Source organism: Robertmurraya sp. DFI.2.37, assembly GCF_029211245.1.
GTDB lineage: Bacteria > Bacillota > Bacilli > Bacillales > Cytobacillaceae > Robertmurraya > Robertmurraya methanolica_A.
Map to the genome: position 1 here is coordinate 1 of NZ_JARGEJ010000071.1, position 20,906 is coordinate 20,906.

General features: G+C 35.7%; 22 protein-coding genes and 2 pseudogenes. 10 read left to right on the forward strand and 14 right to left on the reverse strand.

Annotation, left to right across the window (positions count from 1 at the left end; all coding sequences use genetic code 11):
- The 6 genes from PZE06_RS22675 to PZE06_RS22695 all read right to left on the reverse strand — a co-directional run.
- On the reverse strand, nt 1-182 hold a 182-nt coding region (locus tag PZE06_RS22675), incomplete at its 3' end, for a terminase gpP N-terminus-related DNA-binding protein (RefSeq protein ID WP_275792057.1).
- A gap of 414 nt (nt 183-596) precedes the next feature.
- Nucleotides 597-1,322, reverse strand: coding sequence for an IS21-like element helper ATPase IstB (istB, locus tag PZE06_RS22680; RefSeq protein WP_151025979.1), 726 nt, complete (start codon nt 1,320-1,322; stop codon nt 597-599).
- 203 nt (nt 1,323-1,525) lie between these two features.
- Nucleotides 1,526-1,963, reverse strand: coding sequence for a hypothetical protein (locus tag PZE06_RS29665; protein ID WP_306421318.1), 438 nt, complete (start codon nt 1,961-1,963; stop codon nt 1,526-1,528).
- Between the two features lie 137 nt (nt 1,964-2,100).
- Entirely contained in the window at nt 2,101-2,733 is a 633-nt protein-coding gene (locus PZE06_RS29670; RefSeq protein WP_306421319.1) for a hypothetical protein, read from the reverse strand.
- Nucleotides 2,726-3,334, reverse strand: a complete 609-nt coding sequence (locus PZE06_RS22690) for a Mu transposase domain-containing protein (protein ID WP_191963563.1) — start codon at nt 3,332-3,334, stop codon at nt 2,726-2,728. The genes PZE06_RS29670 and PZE06_RS22690 overlap by 8 nt, the downstream gene beginning before the upstream one ends.
- Before the next feature lie 207 nt (nt 3,335-3,541).
- On the reverse strand, nt 3,542-3,739 hold the full coding sequence (locus PZE06_RS22695) for an integrase (RefSeq protein WP_170943676.1): 198 nt from the start codon (nt 3,737-3,739) through the stop codon (nt 3,542-3,544).
- Between the two features lie 559 nt (nt 3,740-4,298).
- On the opposite strand from PZE06_RS22695, the gene PZE06_RS32140 reads away from it, so the two are divergent.
- A complete protein-coding gene (locus PZE06_RS32140) occupies nt 4,299-4,520 on the forward strand; it encodes a helix-turn-helix domain-containing protein (protein ID WP_408014810.1) in 222 nt (73 codons plus the stop codon).
- Between the two features lie 21 nt (nt 4,521-4,541).
- Nucleotides 4,542-4,934, forward strand: a pseudogene (locus tag PZE06_RS32145) (IS3 family transposase); the annotation flags it as partial.
- A 283-nt stretch (nt 4,935-5,217) separates the two neighbouring features.
- Here PZE06_RS32145 and PZE06_RS22705 read toward each other — a convergent pair.
- The 3 genes and pseudogenes from PZE06_RS22705 to PZE06_RS22715 form a co-directional block, all read right to left on the reverse strand.
- Nucleotides 5,218-5,742 (reverse strand): GNAT family N-acetyltransferase, encoded by a 525-nt coding sequence (locus PZE06_RS22705; protein WP_095314858.1) that lies wholly within the window; start codon nt 5,740-5,742, stop codon nt 5,218-5,220.
- 270 nt (nt 5,743-6,012) lie between these two features.
- Entirely contained in the window at nt 6,013-6,285 is a 273-nt protein-coding gene (locus PZE06_RS22710; RefSeq protein WP_137744860.1) for a hypothetical protein, read from the reverse strand.
- A gap of 260 nt (nt 6,286-6,545) precedes the next feature.
- Nucleotides 6,546-7,695 (reverse strand): annotated as a pseudogene (locus PZE06_RS22715) (IS3 family transposase).
- Between the two features lie 494 nt (nt 7,696-8,189).
- Here PZE06_RS22715 and PZE06_RS22720 point away from each other — a divergent pair.
- The 3 genes from PZE06_RS22720 (at nt 8,190) to PZE06_RS22730 (ending at nt 9,540) form a co-directional block, all read left to right on the forward strand.
- Nucleotides 8,190-8,321: a hypothetical protein gene (locus PZE06_RS22720; protein WP_263641577.1), complete on the forward strand. Its 132-nt coding sequence runs from the start codon at nt 8,190-8,192 to the stop codon at nt 8,319-8,321.
- Between the two features lie 347 nt (nt 8,322-8,668).
- Nucleotides 8,669-9,043, forward strand: a complete 375-nt coding sequence (locus tag PZE06_RS22725) for an immunoglobulin-like domain-containing protein (RefSeq protein WP_151025976.1) — start codon at nt 8,669-8,671, stop codon at nt 9,041-9,043.
- Nucleotides 9,044-9,252: 209 nt separating this feature from the next.
- Nucleotides 9,253-9,540 carry a P-loop NTPase family protein gene (locus tag PZE06_RS22730; protein ID WP_225310792.1) on the forward strand — a complete coding sequence of 96 codons (288 nt, stop codon included), beginning with the start codon at nt 9,253-9,255 and terminating at the stop codon, nt 9,538-9,540.
- Nucleotides 9,541-9,699: 159 nt separating this feature from the next.
- Here PZE06_RS22730 and PZE06_RS22735 read toward each other — a convergent pair whose 3' ends face one another.
- A complete protein-coding gene (locus tag PZE06_RS22735; RefSeq protein ID WP_151025975.1) occupies nt 9,700-11,397 on the reverse strand; it encodes a M3 family oligoendopeptidase in 1,698 nt (565 codons plus the stop codon).
- A gap of 436 nt (nt 11,398-11,833) precedes the next feature.
- Here PZE06_RS22735 and ahpC point away from each other — a divergent pair, with 436 nt between their 5' ends.
- The 3 genes from ahpC (at nt 11,834) to PZE06_RS22750 (ending at nt 16,105) form a co-directional block, all read left to right on the forward strand.
- On the forward strand, nt 11,834-12,397 hold the full coding sequence (gene ahpC, locus PZE06_RS22740; protein ID WP_137742706.1) for an alkyl hydroperoxide reductase subunit C: 564 nt from the start codon (nt 11,834-11,836) through the stop codon (nt 12,395-12,397).
- A gap of 11 nt (nt 12,398-12,408) precedes the next feature.
- Nucleotides 12,409-13,941 (forward strand): alkyl hydroperoxide reductase subunit F, encoded by a 1,533-nt coding sequence (gene ahpF / locus PZE06_RS22745; protein WP_151025974.1) that lies wholly within the window; start codon nt 12,409-12,411, stop codon nt 13,939-13,941.
- 478 nt (nt 13,942-14,419) lie between these two features.
- Entirely contained in the window at nt 14,420-16,105 is a 1,686-nt protein-coding gene (locus PZE06_RS22750; protein ID WP_151025973.1) for a sensor domain-containing protein, read from the forward strand.
- A 147-nt stretch (nt 16,106-16,252) separates the two neighbouring features.
- On the opposite strand, the gene PZE06_RS22755 is transcribed toward PZE06_RS22750, so the two are convergent.
- The 3 genes from PZE06_RS22755 to PZE06_RS22765 form a co-directional block, all read right to left on the reverse strand.
- Nucleotides 16,253-16,426 (reverse strand): asparagine synthase, encoded by a 174-nt coding sequence (locus tag PZE06_RS22755; RefSeq protein WP_095311205.1) that lies wholly within the window; start codon nt 16,424-16,426, stop codon nt 16,253-16,255.
- A gap of 143 nt (nt 16,427-16,569) precedes the next feature.
- Complete coding sequence (locus PZE06_RS22760) at nt 16,570-16,869, reverse strand: DUF378 domain-containing protein (RefSeq protein ID WP_151025972.1); 300 nt, start codon at nt 16,867-16,869, stop codon at nt 16,570-16,572.
- Nucleotides 16,870-17,122: 253 nt separating this feature from the next.
- Nucleotides 17,123-17,617: a CBO0543 family protein gene (locus PZE06_RS22765; protein WP_151025971.1), complete on the reverse strand. Its 495-nt coding sequence runs from the start codon at nt 17,615-17,617 to the stop codon at nt 17,123-17,125.
- Nucleotides 17,618-18,353: 736 nt separating this feature from the next.
- On the opposite strand from PZE06_RS22765, the gene PZE06_RS22770 reads away from it, so the two are divergent.
- Nucleotides 18,354-18,800 (forward strand): hypothetical protein, encoded by a 447-nt coding sequence (locus PZE06_RS22770; protein WP_151025970.1) that lies wholly within the window; start codon nt 18,354-18,356, stop codon nt 18,798-18,800.
- A 276-nt stretch (nt 18,801-19,076) separates the two neighbouring features.
- Here PZE06_RS22770 and PZE06_RS22775 read toward each other — a convergent pair whose 3' ends face one another.
- Entirely contained in the window at nt 19,077-19,835 is a 759-nt protein-coding gene (locus tag PZE06_RS22775) for an SDR family oxidoreductase (RefSeq protein WP_151025969.1), read from the reverse strand.
- Between the two features lie 179 nt (nt 19,836-20,014).
- Here PZE06_RS22775 and PZE06_RS22780 point away from each other — a divergent pair, with 179 nt between their 5' ends.
- A complete protein-coding gene (locus PZE06_RS22780; protein ID WP_151025968.1) occupies nt 20,015-20,614 on the forward strand; it encodes a TetR/AcrR family transcriptional regulator in 600 nt (199 codons plus the stop codon).
- Nucleotides 20,615-20,906: the final 292 nt, after the last annotated feature.

Below are 20,906 nucleotides of genomic sequence, written 5' to 3' on the forward strand. Positions count from 1 at the left end.
GATTTAAAAGGGTCCAGTTTACTAGGTCTTTTCTTACTAGCCTTCTTATTAGGTAATTGATCTTTTCTAGTGTATTTACGAATTGTCTTTGGATCAAAGCCAGTCTTGTCAGCTATAGCTTTGATTGACCAACCTTTTTGAAATAGTTCTCTTATCATAAAAAATTCCCCAATCTTGACCATCGTTTCGCCACTCCATCATTATGTAGTTTTGAAACCAATGTCCGTTATTTTGAGGGAATTTTAAACCGTTATTATTAGGGATTTTAACACCGTTGCTTACAGTATCTAAAATATATTGAACTACCTTCAAAGTTGATGCTCAAATACATTCAGCCCATTCAAAACAGCTTCTGGTGTTTGATCCACAAATAACTTATGATTATCAGGCATATGATCGCGAATAGTAGCTAACTGACCGAATTTCCCATATAATCTTTTATGGGAAGCTACTCGCATATGATTGAAATAGATTTCGACGAGGTTATCGGAAAGTTCACTTCAACTTGTCTATTGATATATTCATATGGTGTATTTTGCAATAGAAAAGTGCAGATTTGCGCAATCAAAAATGCAGAGTTTTGCCACCCGGGGAGATTACCTTCTTTTTGATAGAGCGTTTGAAAGACGGTAACTTTCCCCCTGAAAAGTGATAATGTGAGCGTGATGTATTAAACGATCAACTAACGCAGCTGTTAGTCTAGAATCGGCAAATATCCGATTCCACTGACTAAAATCTAGGTTCGATGTCAGGATAAGACTTTTCTGCTCGTAACACTCAGAAATAAGTTGAAATAATAGCTCGGCTCCTTCCTTACTAAAGGGCAGATAGCCCATTTCATCTAGGATTACTAAATCTAAATTATGAATTTTATTTCTGAAAGAAGAGAGTCGATTTAACTTCAAAGCCTTTTCCAATTCTTCCACGAGATGTGAGACACGGTAGAATCCTACCTCATAACCCATTTCACATGCCTTTCTGCCTAACCCGGTTGCCAGATGTGTTTTACCTGTTCCGGGAGTTCCTACGAGTAAGACATTTTGTTTTTTATCTATAAAATCCAGCCTGAATAATTCCTCTTTATCAAGATGAGAGGGCATATGGATTTGTTCTGTCCACTCATATTCTTCTAAACCTTTTTTATCTAGAAATCTAGCTTTCTTAATAAGACGATGAGCTTTTGCTATTTCTCTCAAATGTAACTCCTCATCTAATAGATCACTCAAAAACTGCTCTTTCGTATCAAAAGGGATCTGTTCATAGACTTCAGCTATATAAGCTAACCGTAATGATTTACACTTATTTCGGAGTTGCTCGCTCATGGAGTAACCTCCTTACTTGCGGTCAAGGAATCGTAATCTGACCAATTTATCTCGAAGGGATTCTCTTCTTTTCCCATTCTCTCTTCAGCGATTAACTCGTAGAATTCCTCGTTAATACGCTTCATATCATGTGTAATAAGTAAGCTTGCCACTGCCTTTAAACGTTCTCTTCGTATGACCAAGTGTTCAACAAGTAGGTAACTCTAAACCCTTCCGGGTAAATAATCTTTATACCCAGAATAAGCGACGGACCTCGGCTTATTAATCCAAGTTTTAAAAATTGAAATCCACGGAAGCGCCTTTCGCTTTTTCATATAAGGTCGATAATCATCTAATAATATCTCGCCATCAGGTGAGATGACCTTGACTGAGTTCCATGTTAATTGAACGTGAAGCAAACTATAATTAGACGCCCTTGGAACATGGACAAGCACCTGATCAAGTGTTATTTCATTGTATTTATTCACTTTCCCCATCTCTTCTTTAAAAACGGGATACTCTACTTTCGGGAGCTGCAGTAAGTACTTTTTCTCATGTTCCCACAGTTCATTTATTAATACATTCTTTTCATAGTGTAGGCGATTTCGGTCCTCAATTAGTTGCTTCTCTAATTGAACGGTTAAATCTTCAAAACTAGTCATGATGGGAGCCTTATTAAAGAAGTTATACCGAATATAACCTACTTTGTTTTCAACACTTCCTTTTTCATGGCCACTCCTAGGATTACATGCCTGAACTTCAAAACTATAATGATTCTGAAAAGCTATGAACTCATCTGTTAGTTGAACCTCCTCTGTCTTTGTACGTACTTTTTTACAGCTGGTGACAAATTATCAATTCTTAATTTCATTGGAACACCCCCAGCTTGTTTGAACAATAACTGAAGGCCATGTAGGAAACATTCTTGATTCTCTGATGGGAGAGGTACTGCAAATCCAGTGTTACTATTTGGATAGGACATGATGAGCAATCTTATATCTACTATTTCCCCATCTTGAACAGCTTCCATTACGCCAAAATCTACTTGTGCTTCCCCTGGAGGATGTTCTAATCTTTCATAGCCTTTATCTTTTTCATGGTGATGGGTATTGTTCCAATCTTGAACAAAATAGCATAGAGTCCGATAGGACCCCTTGAAACCTAACTCCTGTAGTTCCTGGAATAATTTCTTTTTAGTTCTTCTTTCTTTTCTTCTTAATTTGGAATCCTCAAAAAGCCAATCCGAAACAATTTCTCCCCAGTTCTCATCATGCATCATTCCCTTTTTAGGAGAGATCTTTGTTGTTGGTAATTGCTCCTCATCTGCATACTTCTTTGCTGTTCTCCAGTTTATATTTAATGTTTGTTGTATTTTGGTAATAGATAAGCCTTTGTTGTTTCTTAAGTGTTTGATACAATTAATATCAGACATTGCTAGCATCCTTTCTTTTCCTCCACTCTAAATTGATTCGACACCAATTACAGTAGAGGGACTTGGGGCGACTGGCAAGTCTTTTTTCTTTTCCATGCCTATAAAAATAGTGCAGGACTCTGCATTTTCCCTTTGCAAAGCTCTGCACTTCTATTTTGCAATAAACATATGGAACAGAATAAAACATACTAACTACAGAGATGTGATAGTCCGGACGGACTTTCGCTGTTTTCCATTCGGACATTTTGTAAGGCATAGATGGAAGAGAAGAAAGTGCGATTTTTTCCTCTTCTTCAAATGCCGAAAAGCGACAACCTTTTTTGCGTGTAAAAGGGCGCTTATTAAATTCATCTAACTTCTTCCAAACTTCTTCATTCAATTCCTTAATACAGAAACATTGTGTATTTCTTAAGGGTGCAATAATCCATGTATAGATAACATTTACTGTTTCCTCAACACTAGCTTTATCCTTTGGAGTACGAACCCGCGCAGGCATAACTACAGTATTATAATAGTCGGCCATTTCCCTATAAGTAGGATTTAAAACTAATTCCCGTGTAGTATGTTTTGCCACGCTCGCTTTTAAATTATCTGGGACCACAATTTGTGTGCAGCTACCAAAGTACTCGTAAGCACGGTTGTGTGCTGCAATCCATTAATGTAGATTCATCGAAAACGTTGCTTCGGCATAAGACAATTGACTACAGGGGAAATTGGCAACGAAAACATACGCTTTTACTTTTTCTCCTGTATCTTAGTCAATAATAAATGCTGTAGATCCTGCCCAGTTGTAAACGTTAAACTAGAATCAATAGTTTTCCACAAACAAGGTTACATCAATCCATTGCTTGGTCATTTCTTCGACTAACGGACGGAATAATCCTTTCTTTTCAGCTAAACGAATGACCTCACTTACTTTTTGACGAGAGTTATCAGTACTTGCTGCGATACCTCTAAGACTGATTCCCTCATAGTGTAATTCCGATATTTTCCAATAATTGTTCATAAAAAATGCCTCCGATATAAAAAATGTCACACCGATAGGTGTGACCATTCATTATACAAAGGTATTAAGTGGTAACCGAGTGGCATTTACTGGTACAATTTTTGTCATTCTGTGGGAAAAAGTATGTCACAGATGGTACATTTCGGTGGCGGTAATCGATGATTCCTAATAACCTCGCTGTTTACAATATATTAAATTTATTCATAACAGAAAAAGCGAGAAAGAACGGTTGTTTATTGCAAAATACAATGGTTTCGGTTTAACAGAATATCTTTAAAACAAAGCCTCCTTCATGAACTGCACCCCAATTGTTAGACACTTAAAATCTAACGATTGGTGGTGCTTTTCTTTTGGCCAAATTTACAGTGGAACAAAAAATTAACGGAGTAAAAGAGTATTTAAGCGGTAGTGAAGGATAAAGAATCATAGCGGATAGAATCGGAGTAAATGCCTCTGTATTTCGAAATTGGATTAAACAATATGAACTTCATGGAGATGAAGATTTTGCAAACGCTATACAAACTGTTCAGCTCAATATAAACTAAACGTACAAAACTATATGAACGATCATTGGACGTCTATAAATGAAACAGCTGCCATTTTCAATATTCCTGCTCCTTCAAGGGTCTATGAATGGTTAAAGACTTATGAAGCTGGAGGAGTAGATGCCCTTATTTCAAAGAAAAAGGGGAGCCCTTCAATGAAAAAGGAAAATCATAAACCAACCCAAAAAAGAGATTCAACAGAAGAAACAGTAGAAGCTTTACAGAAAGAATTATAACGGTTACGTATGTAGAATGTCTATACGATCGGAATAAGACCAAGAGATATTCACTTGTATCAACCATGTTAGAACAGGCCTTGGAACGTTTACAAAGTTATGAGGGTAAATCGCTTCTACTTCATTAAGAACAAGGCTGGCACTATTAAATGAAGCAATATCAACACGTACTAAAAGAAGAAAGGAATTACACAAAGTATGTCTCGTAAAGGAAACTGTTACGATAATGCAGTCATGGAAAAATTTTTGGTATTCTGAAATCGAATCTTCATTATCTAAAGGAATTTGAAAGTGAAGAACATTTTAAGTAAGAGCTTGAAAAATATAGAATTCTTTATACATAAGCAAATTAAGGAAAAATTAAAAGGCATTAGCTCGGTACCATACCGAGTTCATGCCCACCAAGCTGCCTAATGTAATAACCTGTCTAACTTTATGGGGTCACTTCATCATAGTTGGAGTGCTTTGATAATACGGTAGATAAAATTTTCGAACAACCAATTAATTTCAAATAATTTAATTACAATTTTAATTGATTGATCTTGCACCGTGAGCATCGAATTATCGTTTACTTTTTACATGCTTCTTTTAATAGGGAATACTTTATACTTCTAAGAAATAACTGATGTATAATTAGGTAATCAAAATAGCTAATTTGAAAATCTCTTTTCCAAGATTAGAAAATTTATCAATACTATTAATGATTACTTTTAAACTCATCTTTAAGTAAGCCATAAAGTAGAATATCCTCATACTGTCCATTATTATAATATGATTCTCTTAAAACTCCTTCTCTAGTAAATTTGAGACGCTCAACCATTTTTATTGAAGGAATGTTACTCTCGTGTATTTTAGCTTCAATTTTTCTCAAGTTCATCGAATAAAACGCTATTCTTACTAACTCCTCTAAGACCAATGGTCCAATTCCTTTTTGAGTGTATTTACCCTGTAGTAAAAGTCCTACTACACATTTTCGATTACTATATTCTACATTAAATATTTGTGCTATTCCCATTGGTTCGTTTTCCAAGTTCTTGATACAGAAAAATTTATCTATTTTACTATTCATCCATCTATTTATTCTTTCTTGTACTATACTTCTTGTCTGAGGTAGGGCATCAAAACTTATAGCATTGTTCTGGACTAAAACATCATTATATAGTTCATAAAAAAATTCATTGTCATTATTATCAAGAGGACATAAAGTATAAATTTTTTCCATTTTTATAATTTCTCCCACTGTTTTTTGATTATTTTTCGTTTCATAGGCAAAGTACTCTTATGCATTAATGCGAGAAAGGATAATTCGTTAATAAAAAGTCTCTTGGATTTAAAAATATATGATACTTTAGGTGATGTCATTTCTGATTTTGCAGAGCCTAAGAATGAAAATAAGAAAGTAAAAAAGGAAAAGACCTTTTTTACCTTCTTAATACAAATTGTAAATTACATCTTTACATTCCATCTTACAATTTGGCCAAGTTTTTTGACTTTAAGAGCCTTTTTCATTGAAATCACCTCCTTCAACTAATATTTCTGAGTTAATCAAATTTTGGATGAATTCGGTAAATTCATTATACTCATAATCTTTCTTAAAATAGGATTCGTAGTACTGATCAATTCTCAAGTGATTACTCTGTAGGGGGAGCAATAAATCATATATTTCTGTTTCTAAAAAAAATGCCTCTTTGGTTTTAAAAACTATAATAATAATTCCTTCTTCAATTTTTTCTACTCCTATATCTTTATTAAGATTAAGAAACATATCAAGGAACTTCCTTTATTAGATTGGATTTGAGTCAATATCTTGGACACAGAAAAGTTAAGTTTTTGTGTTTCTAATTTTTTGTGCATTAAAATGTTTTTCTTTCATTAGTCTGACACGGAGCCTCTGCGGGCCTGAATTCTTAGGCAAGAACTAGTAGTATCAAAGGCTGGTTTTGCCCAACGAGGCTATCATGCCCGCCACTCCATGCAAAACGAGGAATGTAGTGGAAGTCTAGCCAGGTTTGAGTACTACAAGCTTTATGCTGCCTTTGTTTGATCTTCTACTTCCTGTGGAGTTTTATAGCCTAAACTACTGTGAATTCTTTTTCGGTTATACCAGCCTTCAATAAATTGAAACATTGCTAGATTCGCAGTTTTGTAGTCTAAATAAGTCACATGATGAACTTCTTCCTTCTTTAAAATGGCATGAAATGATTCAATACAGGCATTATCATATGGGCAGCCCTTTTTACTGAAGGATTGTTTTATCTTTTTGGTTTCGCAAAGCTTTTGAAAGTCGTCACTGGTATAATGAGAACCTAAATCGGTATGCAGGATTAAATCTTTACTCGGATGTTGAGTATCTAAAGCATTATTTAAAGCCTTTATTACCAAATCAGTCGTCATAGTAAGTCCGAACGAATAACCAACGATTTTTTTAGAATGCAAGTCCAAAACGGAAGCTAAATAACACCAACCGTCTCTTAAAGTATGAATATATGTGATGTCAGCGACCCATTTTCATTGATTGTAGTCGTAGTAAAGTTTTGATCCAATAGGTTATCACGATCAACCACTTTCCCTTTACTAGATTGAGGACGAAACTTCTTTTTCACAATGGAAAAGAGGCCGGCGTCTTTCATCAGACGTTGGACGCGCTTTAAACTCACTTTATATCCTTCTTTCTCAAGGATCTTGTGAATTTTAGGTGCACCATAACGCATTTTACTTTCATTATGGATTTCTTTGATTCTTTTCGTTAGTCGTTTGTTTTCACATTCACGCTTAGATTCTGTTTTTTTAAACGATTGGTAAAAAGTGCTTTTAGGTATGCCTAATAAACCACACAAAGTCTGTGTAGCGTGTTGGTCTTGAAGATCTACTATTACATCTATTAACTCAGTTGTTTCTATTTTTTCGCGAATATGGCCATAGCCTTTTTTAAGATCTCATTTTCCTCCTGAAGACGGAGCATTTCCTTTTTCATTTTGACAATCTCATCAGATGTAACAGTTGTTCCGTCCTCCGTTTCAATAGGAGAAAACTTCTTAACCCATGCATAAATAGTTACTTCAGAAACGCCATATTCGCTACTTAAATTCTTAGCTGAGTGACCAGAATTATAAAGATCAACGACCATCTTTTTGAAATCTTGGTTATACTTTTTGCCTGTATTTTTGTTTCCCATATGGACACAACCTTTCCAAAATCATTTTATCACTTAACTAAGTTATGTCCATGAAGCTATACTAGCATCACCTCTAAAATGCCAGACTCAGCAACACTCAATAGACTTATTTAACTCAGTTAAACTTGATTGATTAATATGCTTAAGATTGACAGGGTGGGGGTCGGGGGTTCAAGTCCCTCACAGGTCATCATTAAAACAGGCACAAATCCTTTGTATATAAAGGGTTTTTGCCTGTTTTTGTCTTGATTGATTCTTATTGTATGAGTGTAGAAATTAGTGGATGTTTTCCTTTTTTAACTTAAAAAAAATAAGAAGTCATAACGTTTTTTGAACAATAAAAAGTGAACTAGATTTGAATGAAAATTCTTTTACGAACGGAGTGCATGTTGCTTAACCTATAATTTCCCATTGGATAAATATTCCTGGTTCTATATGATTTAGTAACAGATTATCCACTAATTCGTCTAATAAATAAACAAGGAGGGACAGTAATGAAATTACTAAAGTTACTAATTTTTATAGTGCTTTTGTTGTTAAGCGGCTGTAAAGAAACTCAAACTGATGAGAACAAAAATTTTGTAGGCGAATATAAAGATTATTACAACATACTTTCGCAAATGTAGTTAATGGAGGGACAACCAGAAGAGGAACTGGAAATATATTCCCAAGGTTTAATAGAGATGATGGAGCCATCATTGAGGTCTATCCTGGTGATACCTATGAGCCAGACCTTCCAAAAACACTGAAAGAAGGCTACTATGCAGAAGTCTTATTAGAAGAGGTTAATAGACATGCTGAGCAACCAAAGGTTATTGTTTCAACTAAAACGACAAATCTAGAGGAAGCAAAGGTAAAGATACCAAATGCACCTGGTAAGTTTTATCGATATTCGATTACCATTAGAGATGAAAAAAATCAATTCAAAGATATTAAATATGATCCGCTATATACAACATATGAAAATTATAATATGGCAATAAGAATGGCAAAGCCCTCGTATAAAGAAAATGAACTAATAACGCTTGTAGTGACAAATTGGGTACCTAACTATCTTTCAGTAAGTGAAAATTTTACTGTTCAAAAAAAAATAAGGGATAATTGGGAGACCATCGAACCTAATATTCCAGATAACCTTCCAGAACCACTGATTGGAACCATTCCATCAGCCTGGAACATGAGTTATCTGGCAATAGACAGTGATTCAATTTTACTACCAGATAAGGCTATTCAGACCATGGTGTTACGTTATTATTCTCTAGATGAGGGAGAATATAAACTAATTGTAAAGGCGGGTTCCGCTAGACACGTATATCAATTGGAAGATACTTTCATAGTTCATAAATGACTTTGAAAAGGAGGTCATTTATCTTCATATAAAGATTTATTTAATTGGAGAGGGGGCTCTTCTTCTAGAAGGAGAAGCTCCATTTTTAGTTGAGTTATTCAACTAAACCAGTTAATAGTTTGTCCAAATTATCCAATATAATCTTAAAATATCCGATGCATTACAAAATTCGCATATCAAATAATTCTGATACCAGGATAGATTTGATAATGTTTTATTCTGTAATTTCTTTATCGGGGTTAATTATTTATCTGAAGCAAATTGATGAGAAGATACCAAAAGAAAAATTAGTGGTTTTCGTCGGCGTTGGCGAATCGGGTTCAGGAAAAAGTTCTTTAGCTTTTGATACGATCGCTGTGGAGAGCAGTCGGCAATGGCAGGCGTCCTATCCACTTTATTTGAGGAATAAAATGCCGCACTATGAGCGTCCTGCGGTCGAATCTATTCATAACCTTACACCCTCTATTGTTATTGGCGATAACACATTATTTTATTAAGGATTAAAATGGTATCGTGAATAAAAATAAATTCAATGTGAAGAAAAGTACTTGAACCGTAGTTGAAATTACTTCGTTTATTACAAGTAATGATTTGTGCCTTTGATGATTTATCAAAGGCACAACTGGATATTACACCAGTTGTGCCTTATTGCAGAGTTAATCAATATCTTGGATAATTTTTTCTAAGAATTCACCCATCCGTTTAACGGCTGGTTCAGAAAAATCAAAACTGACGCCTGTTTCTTCATAAATTGCTGCGATGGATTGATTATAATCAGCACCTGCCCCTTTTTTAAAAGCTTCAACAGTCCGCTCTGGATTGTTCCGATAATTTTCAAGTAATTGGAGTGCACCAAGCATTGACATGGAGTATTCAATATTATAGAAAGGGTATTGGAAATAATGAATGGTTCCTGCCCAGCTCATTCCAACTTCTTCCTCAAGTCCAGAAGTATCAACAGGATTTAAACCATAGCGTTTCGAGATTTCGTAGTATTTTTCATCCCGCTCCTTGGCAGTGTGGTTAGGATTTGTATACATCCAATGCTGGAAAAGATCCCCTGACAATGGGCCGAATAACATCGTAAATGCCCTTCTCAGCTCTTCCCGCTGCGCACTTTTGAAATCTTCCTCATCTGGATAAAAACGATCCAGTTTATCCAGTAACAATAACTCCATTCCATGTGAATACAATTCAGCAATTTCCGAGCGGAGTTGGTAGCGTTCAATAGGACCGTGTTCAGAAAACTCAAGGTAGCCATTTACCGCATGGCCCATTTCGTGAATTAATGCGATCAAAGAGAAAAAGGAAGGACTGAAGTTCGCAAAAACAAAGGTATCCCCTGAAACGGGTAAGAAGGTGCAGAAACCGCCTGGGCTTTTTCCTTTCCGCTCTCCAAGATCTAGCAACCCGTTCTCTCTCATGTGATTGAATCGGTCTGCAAAATATGGGTCAGTTTTTTCTAACATTTCCGTAACACCATCCATAAGCGCGGACACTTCGGAATACGGTGGCTTCTTCATCAATTTAGCCGAATTGTCCCATGGGCGATATGTATCGACACCGAGCTTGGATTTAAAAATAGCTGCGAGTCGATTCCAAGCTGGGATAATATGTTTCTCTACATTTTCATGAAATTCATAACAATCTTGGACACTATACTCCCGATTTTTAGCGACAAACATATAATCTCGATAATTTTCAAAGCCAGAATTTAAAGCGATTTGATGGCGTAATTGAATGAGTTCATCCATGAGGGCGTCCATTTCAGGCTTAATTTGACGAAAGGCAGTTCCCATCTTTTTATAAGCTTTTTCTCGCACGGCTCGATCTAGATGATCAAGTTGGGCTTGGATAAATGGAAAAGGTTTTTCCTCGCCTTCCCATTCGACTGTTAATCCTCCCATAATTTCACTGTACTTGGTAGAAAGCTCTTGTTCTTTCACTTTTAATGGAATATTTTCTTCTCTGAACAGTTTAATTTTAGACTCACGAACACGTCGCATGAGACCATAACGAGTTTCATCTAATTGATGAAAATAGGGAGACTCACATAATTTTTCATTTAGTTTAGCTTCATATTTCATTAAGAGTGGTTGGACGACCTGCTGATCGTGCAGATAGATTGACTTAATGCTCTCATCCTCTGTATTCCTATAAAAATCGACTTGGTGACCTGTCATCGCCTCTTCGATTTTTATCATGAACTTTCGTTCTTCTTTTAACCACTTTTCTAGGTCAGTAACAGATGTAATGGGGATGTCAAGTAAGCTTTGAATTTGAGTTTCTACCTTTTTTACATCTTGTAAATCTATTAATTCTCTATAATAAGAATGACTTACTTCTTTTGTCATGAATTCCTCTCCCTCGCCTTTTTAAATTTTCTTAAAATTAATATTATCATATTATTGAATATTAGGTCTAAGAATCGTTTTTTAAATTAATTGGCCCAATAGCTTTTGCGGACTATCACAAATGGGAAGAAAATCAACTGATGGCGGGAGAATCGTTGGAGGAAAAAAGATGGGGGGGACTTTTCAAGTATGGAGACCAATATGGAATTTGGTGCTTGAATATATTTGAGAAAATTGTGCAACAATTCTAAGGGAGCGGAACCTTACTTTAAGGGGAACTATCTACTTTACTTTCAACGTAAAAAAGTGTAATATTTGTGACGATATTGTGAAATAACACACGTGATCTTGACATGTAATAACTATTATATAATAATTATTATAAATAAAATTTTATAAAATTTTATTACATAAATTTTTGGGAGGAATTTTTAAAATGTCTTTAATCGGAAAAGAAGTATTACCATTCACAGCACAAGCGTATCACAATGGAGATTTTATCACTGTAAGTGATGAAAATTTCAAAGGGAAATGGAGTGTCGTTTGTTTTTACCCTGCGGATTTCACATTTGTTTGCCCAACTGAGCTTGAAGATCTGCAAAATGAATATGCTACATTAAAGGAACTTGGAGTTGAAGTATACTCCGTTTCTACAGATACTCATTTCACACATAAAGCTTGGCATGATCATTCAGAAGCAATTAGCAAAATTGAGTATATTATGATTGGTGACCCTTCACAAAAACTCACTCGTAACTTTGAAGTTTTGGATGAAGAAGCAGGACTTGCTCAACGCGGCACTTTCATCATTGATCCAGATGGCATTGTTCAAGCTGTTGAGATCAACGCTGACGGCATCGGACGTGATGCAAGCACATTGGTAAACAAAATTAAAGCGGCTCAATATGTACGCAACAATCCAGGCGAAGTTTGCCCGGCAAAATGGCAAGAAGGCGGAGAAACACTGAAGCCAAGTCTTGATCTTGTAGGGAAAATTTAAGGAGTAATATCATGTTATTAGAAGCAGATATTAAAGCACAATTAGCTCAATATCTTCAGATGATGGAGGGTGACATTCTTCTTAAAGTGAGTGCTGGAGATGACCAAGTATCCCGCGATATGCTTGCTTTAGTAGATGAAATATCATCAATGTCTTCCCACATTAAAGTAGAGAAGACAACTTTAGAGCGAACACCTAGCTTCAGTGTGAATCGCATCGGGGAGGATACAGGCATTACATTTGCCGGAGTTCCCCTTGGACATGAATTCACTTCACTCGTTCTCGCTCTTCTTCAAGTAAGTGGACGTGCTCCAAAAGTGGATCCGAAAGTCATCGAGCAAGTACAGAAGATTAAAGGGGAGTTTCACTTTGAATCCTATATAAGCTTGACTTGCCATAACTGTCCCGATGTTGTTCAGGCTCTTAACGTGATGAGCATTCTCCATCCTGGGATCAGTCATACTATGATTGACGGTGCTGCTTTTAAAGAAGAAGTAGAGAAAAAAGACATTATGGCTGTACCTACGGTATTCCTTAATGGAGAACCGTTTGGGAGCGGGCGTATGACCCTTGAAGAAATCCTGGCTAAAATAGGCAGTGGTCCAGATGCTTCAGAGCTTGCTGATAAGGAACCATACGATGTCCTTGTCGTTGGAGGGGGACCTGCTGGTGCTAGTGCCGCTGTATATGCAGCACGTAAAGGGATTCGTACGGGGATTGTCGCGGAGCGTTTCGGCGGTCAAATTATGGATACACTCGGAATTGAAAACTTCATTAGCGTTAAGTACACAGAGGGTCCGAAGCTTGCAGCAAGCCTTGAGGAACATGTAAAACAGTATGAGAATATTGATGTGATGAACCTCCAGCGTGCAAAGCGTTTAGAGAAAAAGGATTTAGTTGAGATTGAACTTGAAAATGGCGCCGTGTTAAAAGGGAAAACGGTGATTCTTTCAACAGGAGCGCGCTGGCGTAATGTGGGTGTCCCAGGCGAATTAGAGTTCAAAAATAAAGGGGTAGCCTACTGTCCTCACTGTGATGGTCCATTATTCGAAGGAAAACGTGTAGCTGTTATCGGTGGTGGGAATTCTGGAATTGAAGCGGCCATTGATTTGGCTGGCATTGTGAAGCATGTCACAGTGATTGAATTTGCGCCAGAACTAAAAGCGGACTCCGTCCTTCAAGAACGTTTAAGCAGTTTAGCAAACGTAACGGTGATCAAGAACGCTCAAACGACTGAAATTACAGGTACTGACAAAGTAAATGGGATTTCGTATAAGGATCGGGCAACGGAAGAAATTCACCATATTGAATTAGAAGGAGTCTTCGTTCAAATTGGTCTTGTTCCGAATACAGAATGGTTGGCTGATACCGTTGAACGTACACGTATGGGTGAAATTGTTGTAGATAAGCATGGTGCTACAAACATTCCTGGCGTCTTTGCAGCAGGAGACTGTACCGATAGTGCTTATAAACAAATCATCATTTCCATGGGTTCAGGTGCAACAGCCGCTTTAGGTGCTTTTGATTATTTAATTAGAAATTAAGTTGATAGAAGAGAGAAGATTGAAGCTGAGATTAAAAAGTTGTTTAAAACGACTTTTTGATCCCAGCTTTTTCTTCGTTTTGTTTCTGGTGTTGATTTTTGAATCATTTCGTGGGAAACCAATGTTTTACGCGAAATGAGCCAAAAAATTGTTATATTAACAAAGCCAAAATAAAAAAAGAAACCGATTTGACAGTTTGCGGTGATTTTCCAGATAACCCATATGTACATCCAGATCTCTACTTTTTTCAACTCTAGTCGTTAAGCATCATAACAACCGTATTTAACGATGAGGATCACAATGATGGTATCTGTGATTTTTAAGGTGAATGATAACAGCATCATCTTTTTTATTTGAAATCAAGAGGGCTTTTAGAAACTCATAAGGAATCGATTTGCTGGTCATAATAAAGGAATAATGACTTGAATATGTGAGTTTTTATGCTGATTTATTCCTTAAATTAGGTGGAGGTTGGCAGGTGAAATACACTGTATTTTATTCACTAGGGTTAATAACATTTTTTGTCCTATTGGTCGTATTATTTATTGTGGTAGATCAACTTATTATTCACAAACTTTTCGATGTTCTTCAAGTTCCCCATTATATTCTTAATGGAATTCTATTGATTTTATTGATACCACTTTTAATGTTTTTTTTGAATTACATAAGGAAAGAACGTCAAAAATACATTGCTTCCCAAATGGAACTACAGAAATATAAACTGACATTGGAAAAGTCTACTATAGCTGCTTATATTATAAGTGAAAAAGGCTTTTTGTATATTAGCCCTGCCTTTGCAGAGTTATTTGGCTATTCCAGAGAAGAGTTTTATGAAGGGAAAACTGGAATAAATGATCTCGTAGAGGCTGAATTTCAAGAAATAATCTCGAAAAACATGAAAGATAGGCTTGAAGGAAAGGATGTTGTTGTTAATTACCAAATAAAGGCTCGAAGAAAGGATGGGACTGAGCTATATTTAGATTTGTATCCTTCATTAGAAGTGTTTAATGGTGATCATGTTATTATTGGAAATGTAATTAATAGAACTGAGAAGCACTTTATGCTCATTGAATTGGAGAAACGTGAAAAGGCTCTTACTCAGGCGCAGAAAACGGCCGGAATTTTTTATTGGGAATACGATATTCTTCAAGATGAGCTTATTTGGAGCACTCCCATTTACGAACTGCTAGAAATTTCAGAACAAGAGAAGGCAAGTTTTGACTTATTGTTAACAAAAGTTCATCCTGATGACCGAGAGCTACTGTTGACTAGTAAGGAGCAGGAACTAAAGGGGCGCTCTATTACGAATGTGTTCCGAATTATTAGAAAGGACGGTACGATAAGCACGGTATTTAGCGTATCACAACCCATGCTTGATGAGAAAGGCCAACCTACTATGGTTGTTGGAACGATGCAACCTAGAATGGATGTTAAAACAGGGAGAACTTCTACGTTTGAATCTTTAATAAGATGGGACAATCCCGAATTAGGTTTAGTAAATCCTAGCGAGTTTATTAAGATAGCAGAGGAAACTGGGGACATCGTTCCATTGGGTGAATGGGTACTTTCGGAGTCTTTACGAACGTTAAAACAACTTCATTTGTTTGGGAAGAAACATTTAAAAGTCTCTGTAAACGTATCGGTGAGGCAGTTATACCATTCACATTTTGATCAAACGATAAGAGCCATGCTTCAACAATATCAATTGCCTCCCAGTTCTTTGGAACTTGAGGTGACTGAAAGTATGCTAATAAATGATGACCAAGAAATATCAAATGTCTTAAAAAGTTTACGTGCCCAAGGCGTATGTATATCAATTGATGACTTTGGCAAAGGCAATTCTTCTATCTCCTATTTAAAAAGATTATCAGTTGATGTACTTAAAATTGACCGTTCGTTTATAACAGGTTTACCGAGTGCCAAGGAAAATGCTGCAATTACTACCGCAATGATTAATCTAGCCCATGATTTAAACATCAAGGTTGTTTGTGAAGGAATTGAGACAGAGGAAGAGTTAGCTGCGATTATAGAAATGAATTCTGATGAAGTGCAAGGATATTTCATCAGTTATCCATTATTAAAAGGGGATTTGATTCATTTTTTAAACAATGATACAGAGAAGGGTACTAAACTTTCAAATCTTTTTATGCCCCCTCGTGACTAAAAGGTTATGCATGATTGGATAGATACTTTCAGAGGAAGAAAAGACAAGAGATTGTTCTAAAGACCACTTTTTTTGCTAATTTGTATTGTTTTCCTCATAAATTTTAAAAATGAGAAAGGAGAGCATATAGACATGCTCTCCTCCTTGCTAACGACGATGCTCAACTAGGTCGATTGTTCCTAGTACTATGTGGGCTAAACCAAAACCGAATACTGTATTTGCGATCATTTTATTAGAACCGCGTTTTTGTTTTAGAGCGTAACCAGTAGCAGTTACTGCGGCACCTAATACTGTTGGGATCATACCTTCACGAATATTCAAAATGAAACCCCTCCACATCGAAGTTAACTTGGTGTATATTAACACCGATTTATATTATTACCGTAATTCTCATAATTATCATGCCAAATGATGATAAAAATGTGAGAATGGGCAATAGACTACTCATCTCTTTTTAAAGAAGGTCATTCATCATCCTTTAATTTCGTTAAATCTGTATCTTCTCCAAACTCAGTTGCATAATTAGGATTTCTATTTGTTTGTTGTCTATCATTTCGCTCAACTTCTTCACTCATCGGTGAAAATAAAAGACTTAAACAAATTAATCCACTCAATCCAACAAGACCGTAAATTAATCTGGACAAAAATGCTTCTTGACCACCAAATATAGCTGCTACGAGGTCAAATTGAAAAAATCCAATGAGGCCCCAGTTAATCGCTCCAATAATAATTAAGGTCAGTGCGATGCGTTGAATTATTTTCATAAAAAAATCTCCTTTAATGATGAATTTGATTACAGTAATAACATTTGTCCAGATATTCGTTTTTATACGAGTCTTTTCCGGGACTTTTACTGAATAAATTAAAAATGAAAAGACTATTGTTTGAAAAACGGTTGATTCGTTATAGAGATAAAATGCTTGAGAATAAGGTGAAATCAGGAAGATGGAAAATGTCGAGTGATCTTCAACAATGAGTGATTATCTTTATAACAGGTATAGAATGGAAAAAAGAGTACTATCTCGTTTTTACTGAAACTTTGCCTATGTTTATTTTTCTAATGATTGAAATGATCCCTCTACATAATAACAATTTTAATGAAAGACTTATGAATGAGTGATACCAAGACCAGCCATTTTTCCATTTAATTAGGTTCGTTTTTTTAGCTGCAATTGTTTCAAAAATGGTTTGAGGTAAAACAAAGGGAATAAGTTTCAAAATAATGCCAATGGGTTTGCTGTTTAATGTCCACTGGTTGTAGTAAAGTAAGATTAAAGGGTAGTGAATAAAATCAAAAGGAAGGTGGATTTTAGATTTTGGGAAGAGCTTCAGTGGATATTTAAGATACCCTTTAGATACTAAATATTTGTCAGAGAAAAAATTCCCAAGAAAACTTACAAGATATACAATAATCCAGTCCTTAAACGAACGTTTAACAATAGCAAATGGTAATAAAACCAATCCTACTATAGTTATTGTTATTAAAAAGTGAAACTGAATATTTTTTCTCATATGTTAAACCTCCTAATTATAATTTGTTGCAAGTAGTTATTTTTATGTGGAAAATTTTTTCGTAATGGGAGGGAAAATGAACGCTTTTGTTTTTTTTGAAGGAAATAATTAGAAGTGTTAGCATTCAAATGGATAGTGTGATTCTAGGCTTAAAAGTGGACATAGTTTTGTTATAAAAAATAATAATGATGGGATGTCTACATGGTTAAAACTGAAAGGAAACACTATGATGAAACATTTTAAAAGGGGAAAGTAAAGTATATAAAAGAAGACAAGAAACCTAGCATAAGTAGTTCAAGAAATAGGTGTGAATACAAATACCCTGTATAGCTGTTTCTTACAATTTCTTCTCCATCGCTCTTGATACTTTATATCTTCAAGTTTAACCAGCAGTTTCAGTTCTAAGCCTTCTTTTACATAAAAACATATGTACCTTGACACCTTCATTTTACGTATTCTCATAATTTTGAACGCATATTAGTAGCACCTTTTTTACATTCTTCAGCTCTTCTAAAAAAATTGATTTTTACAATACGAGAACCGTGATATTCAATTCTAACTCGAGTACTTGTTTCTAAAAACCTGCAGAACTTTAGAGGTTCTAGCAATTTTTGTAACGTTAATGCTAAGACAAGCTATTTTCTTGGGTAAAAGCACATTTCATAGAAAACAAGTAACTAGGTTAATGACTAAAGAATAGGATGATGTGAACTTACTAAAGTTAGGAGTGTATTTTATGGAACCAAGTCATGTAAATATGTATCATCAAACTCCTTATAATTGGGAAGCTGCTTTATCTTCACATCATCACCAAAATCCTTACTATAATGAAGACGTTGATGAAAGATTGTTTGGCCAATTATTTCCTTCAATAGGGATACCTGGATTTCAACCTCCATTTAGCTCTCCTGTTCAAAGTCAAGCAGGAGGACCACCAACATCACCACCGCCATCATTTGTTCCTTCACAAACACAACAAATAGAAGCATTTGCTGTTGATCCAGGTGGCATAAGGGGATGTTTATTTAGGTTTACTTACGTATGGCTAAGAGGTTTTCAGCAATTTTGGTTTTTCCCAATCTTTGTTGGTCGAAACTCTGTCGCAGGTTGGCGTTGGACTGGATTTAACTGGGTTTATTTCGGAATAAGTTTACAGCAAATTCAATCGTTTACTTGTATCTAATGAGTAAAATTTGAAATGTTCACTATTCTGATTAGATAAGTGTATATTTTTACCCGAAATGTCTTAGATGGTTAGGTGGCATGCTTTAAAACGGGAGTTATGGCAATACTAATTTGAAAGGTCCTCTGCAAATTGCAGAGTTTTTTCGATGGAAATGAGAGGAGCAAAATAGAAAGATTGAAAAGATGTATCACTGCTTCACTATTTTCAGAAAATAGTATATTTTATAATAAAAATCCACCCTTGAAGTTATTTTCAGGGGTGGATTTTATGTTATCAGTATGCTGTCCAGCCTGCGTCGGCGGCAATAACTTGACCGTTTACGAAACTTGATTCGTCTGAGCCTAGGAAAAGGGCAAGCTGAGCAATCTCCATTGGTTGTCCGACGCGCGGCATTGTTCCACTACCGGTCATTTGGCGACCCATACCAAACTCTGAAATGTTTGTCATTGTTGAACCGATGTTCGTTTCGACCCCACCAGGAGCGATGCCGTTACAGCGGATACCAGATTGTGCATACATATAGGCAGTGTTTTTAGTTAATCCGGTTACAGCATGTTTTGATGCTGTATAGGCTGCACCGGCACGAGCACCATGAAGTCCGCCTGCTGAAATATTATTGACAATGACGCCATGACCTTGCTCTAAAAAGATGTTTGTGGCAATTCGCATTGCGCGCATGACACCAGTTGTGTTCACCGCAAAGACGCGCTCCCATTTCTCATCGGTAATCTCTCCAACCGGTTCCATTCCATCCATAATGCCTGCATTATTAACTAAAATGTCAAGCTTTCCAAATGTTTTTTTTGTTTCAGTGAATAAATTGTCCAGGTCTGCTAATTCTGCAACATTAGTGCGATTCGCAACGGCAACTCCGCCGTCACTGTTAATCGCTTCTGCTACTGCCTGAGCCCCTTCAAAATCATAGTCTGAAACCACGACTTTTGCACCTTCTTTTGCATACAATTCAGCAATTGCTTTTCCCATCCCTGAAGCTGCACCTGTCACAATAGCTACCTTGTCTTTTAACCTCATCACAAAAATCCCCCTTGTCATTAATGAAATGTACAACAACTCCCCTTAAACAATTATTGTACATTTGTTCAATAAAATCATAATATTAAATGGGAATCAATTTCAATAAACAATAATAGATAAACTGCACAATATTGAACAAAAACATAAAACATGTTCAATAAAAGGGAGACGGTGATTTGAAAAAACATGACTTGCGCATTTTAAAAACAAAACATAACATACACCTAGTATTAACGAATCTATTGAAGAAAAAACCTTTAGCACAAATAAAAGTTACTGAACTCTGTAGAGAAGCAAACATTAATCGGGGTACATTCTATTTTCACTATCGAGAAATAGATGATGTATTTAAGGAATTATTTGCAGAGATTATGTTAGATTTGAAGGAATCTTATCACGAACCTTATCGTCATACAGAATTTCTTGAGGTAGAAAATTTAGATCCAAAAACGGTTCGTATATTTCATCATATCAAAAAATATGAAGATTTTTATAGAATTATTTTTTCAAAAGAGGTGTCGACAGCGTATTATTACATGTTTTTTGACGAAATTAGAGCTATTTGTAATGATGACAGAAATGTTGTCTATTTTGGAGAACCTAGCGATTTTTTATATTCTTTTTCAGCTAATGCGATAATAGGATTAGTTATTGAGTGGTACCGTCGTGATTTTCAAGAAACTGCAGATGAAATGAATATTCATTTGGTTAATATCCTGAAGGTTTATGGTAACAGGCGAAATGAAAAAGATAGATTTAAGTTAGAAAGGAATTAATTTCAGAAACAGGAATGAGCGAAGAGGCAACATTATCCGCTCGTTCCTGTTTCTTTATAGCCTAAAAAAATGTGGCGAAATTATGTCTGATTCTTTAGATAATTATATAAAGCTAAAGAAAACATAACGAAATATAACAAAAATCATAGTCCTATTTGTAAAGATCTCAACTTTCGCACCTTGAAAATCGACCTTGTTTTAGGTCTATTAAAGCTTTAAGAACAATCAACTTTGTTCCTTGACTATTGCCTTTAAACAAGAAAAGGCACCTGCTTCTTTGGTATAGTGGAAT

Bases quoted from the DNA above. Each gene is read 5' to 3' on its own strand.
- istB (WP_151025979.1), bottom strand. From the start codon at position 1,322: ATGAGCGAGCAACTCCGAAATAAGTGTAAATCATTACGGTTAGCTTAT.
- PZE06_RS29665 (WP_306421318.1), bottom strand. From the start codon at position 1,963: ATGACTAGTTTTGAAGATTTAACCGTTCAATTAGAGAAGCAACTAATT.
- PZE06_RS29670 (WP_306421319.1), bottom strand. From the start codon at position 2,733: ATGTCTGATATTAATTGTATCAAACACTTAAGAAACAACAAAGGCTTA.
- PZE06_RS22695 (WP_170943676.1), bottom strand. From the start codon at position 3,739: ATGAACAATTATTGGAAAATATCGGAATTACACTATGAGGGAATCAGT.
- PZE06_RS32140 (WP_408014810.1), top strand. From the start codon at position 4,299: ATGAACGATCATTGGACGTCTATAAATGAAACAGCTGCCATTTTCAAT.
- PZE06_RS22705 (WP_095314858.1), bottom strand. From the start codon at position 5,742: ATGGAAAAAATTTATACTTTATGTCCTCTTGATAATAATGACAATGAA.
- PZE06_RS22710 (WP_137744860.1), bottom strand. From the start codon at position 6,285: ATGTTTCTTAATCTTAATAAAGATATAGGAGTAGAAAAAATTGAAGAA.
- PZE06_RS22720 (WP_263641577.1), top strand. From the start codon at position 8,190: ATGAAATTACTAAAGTTACTAATTTTTATAGTGCTTTTGTTGTTAAGC.
- PZE06_RS22725 (WP_151025976.1), top strand. From the start codon at position 8,669: ATGGCAATAAGAATGGCAAAGCCCTCGTATAAAGAAAATGAACTAATA.
- PZE06_RS22730 (WP_225310792.1), top strand. From the start codon at position 9,253: ATGTTTTATTCTGTAATTTCTTTATCGGGGTTAATTATTTATCTGAAG.
- PZE06_RS22735 (WP_151025975.1), bottom strand. From the start codon at position 11,397: ATGACAAAAGAAGTAAGTCATTCTTATTATAGAGAATTAATAGATTTA.
- ahpC (WP_137742706.1), top strand. From the start codon at position 11,834: ATGTCTTTAATCGGAAAAGAAGTATTACCATTCACAGCACAAGCGTAT.
- ahpF (WP_151025974.1), top strand. From the start codon at position 12,409: ATGTTATTAGAAGCAGATATTAAAGCACAATTAGCTCAATATCTTCAG.
- PZE06_RS22760 (WP_151025972.1), bottom strand. From the start codon at position 16,869: ATGAAAATAATTCAACGCATCGCACTGACCTTAATTATTATTGGAGCG.
- PZE06_RS22765 (WP_151025971.1), bottom strand. From the start codon at position 17,617: ATGAGAAAAAATATTCAGTTTCACTTTTTAATAACAATAACTATAGTA.
- PZE06_RS22770 (WP_151025970.1), top strand. From the start codon at position 18,354: ATGGAACCAAGTCATGTAAATATGTATCATCAAACTCCTTATAATTGG.
- PZE06_RS22775 (WP_151025969.1), bottom strand. From the start codon at position 19,835: ATGAGGTTAAAAGACAAGGTAGCTATTGTGACAGGTGCAGCTTCAGGG.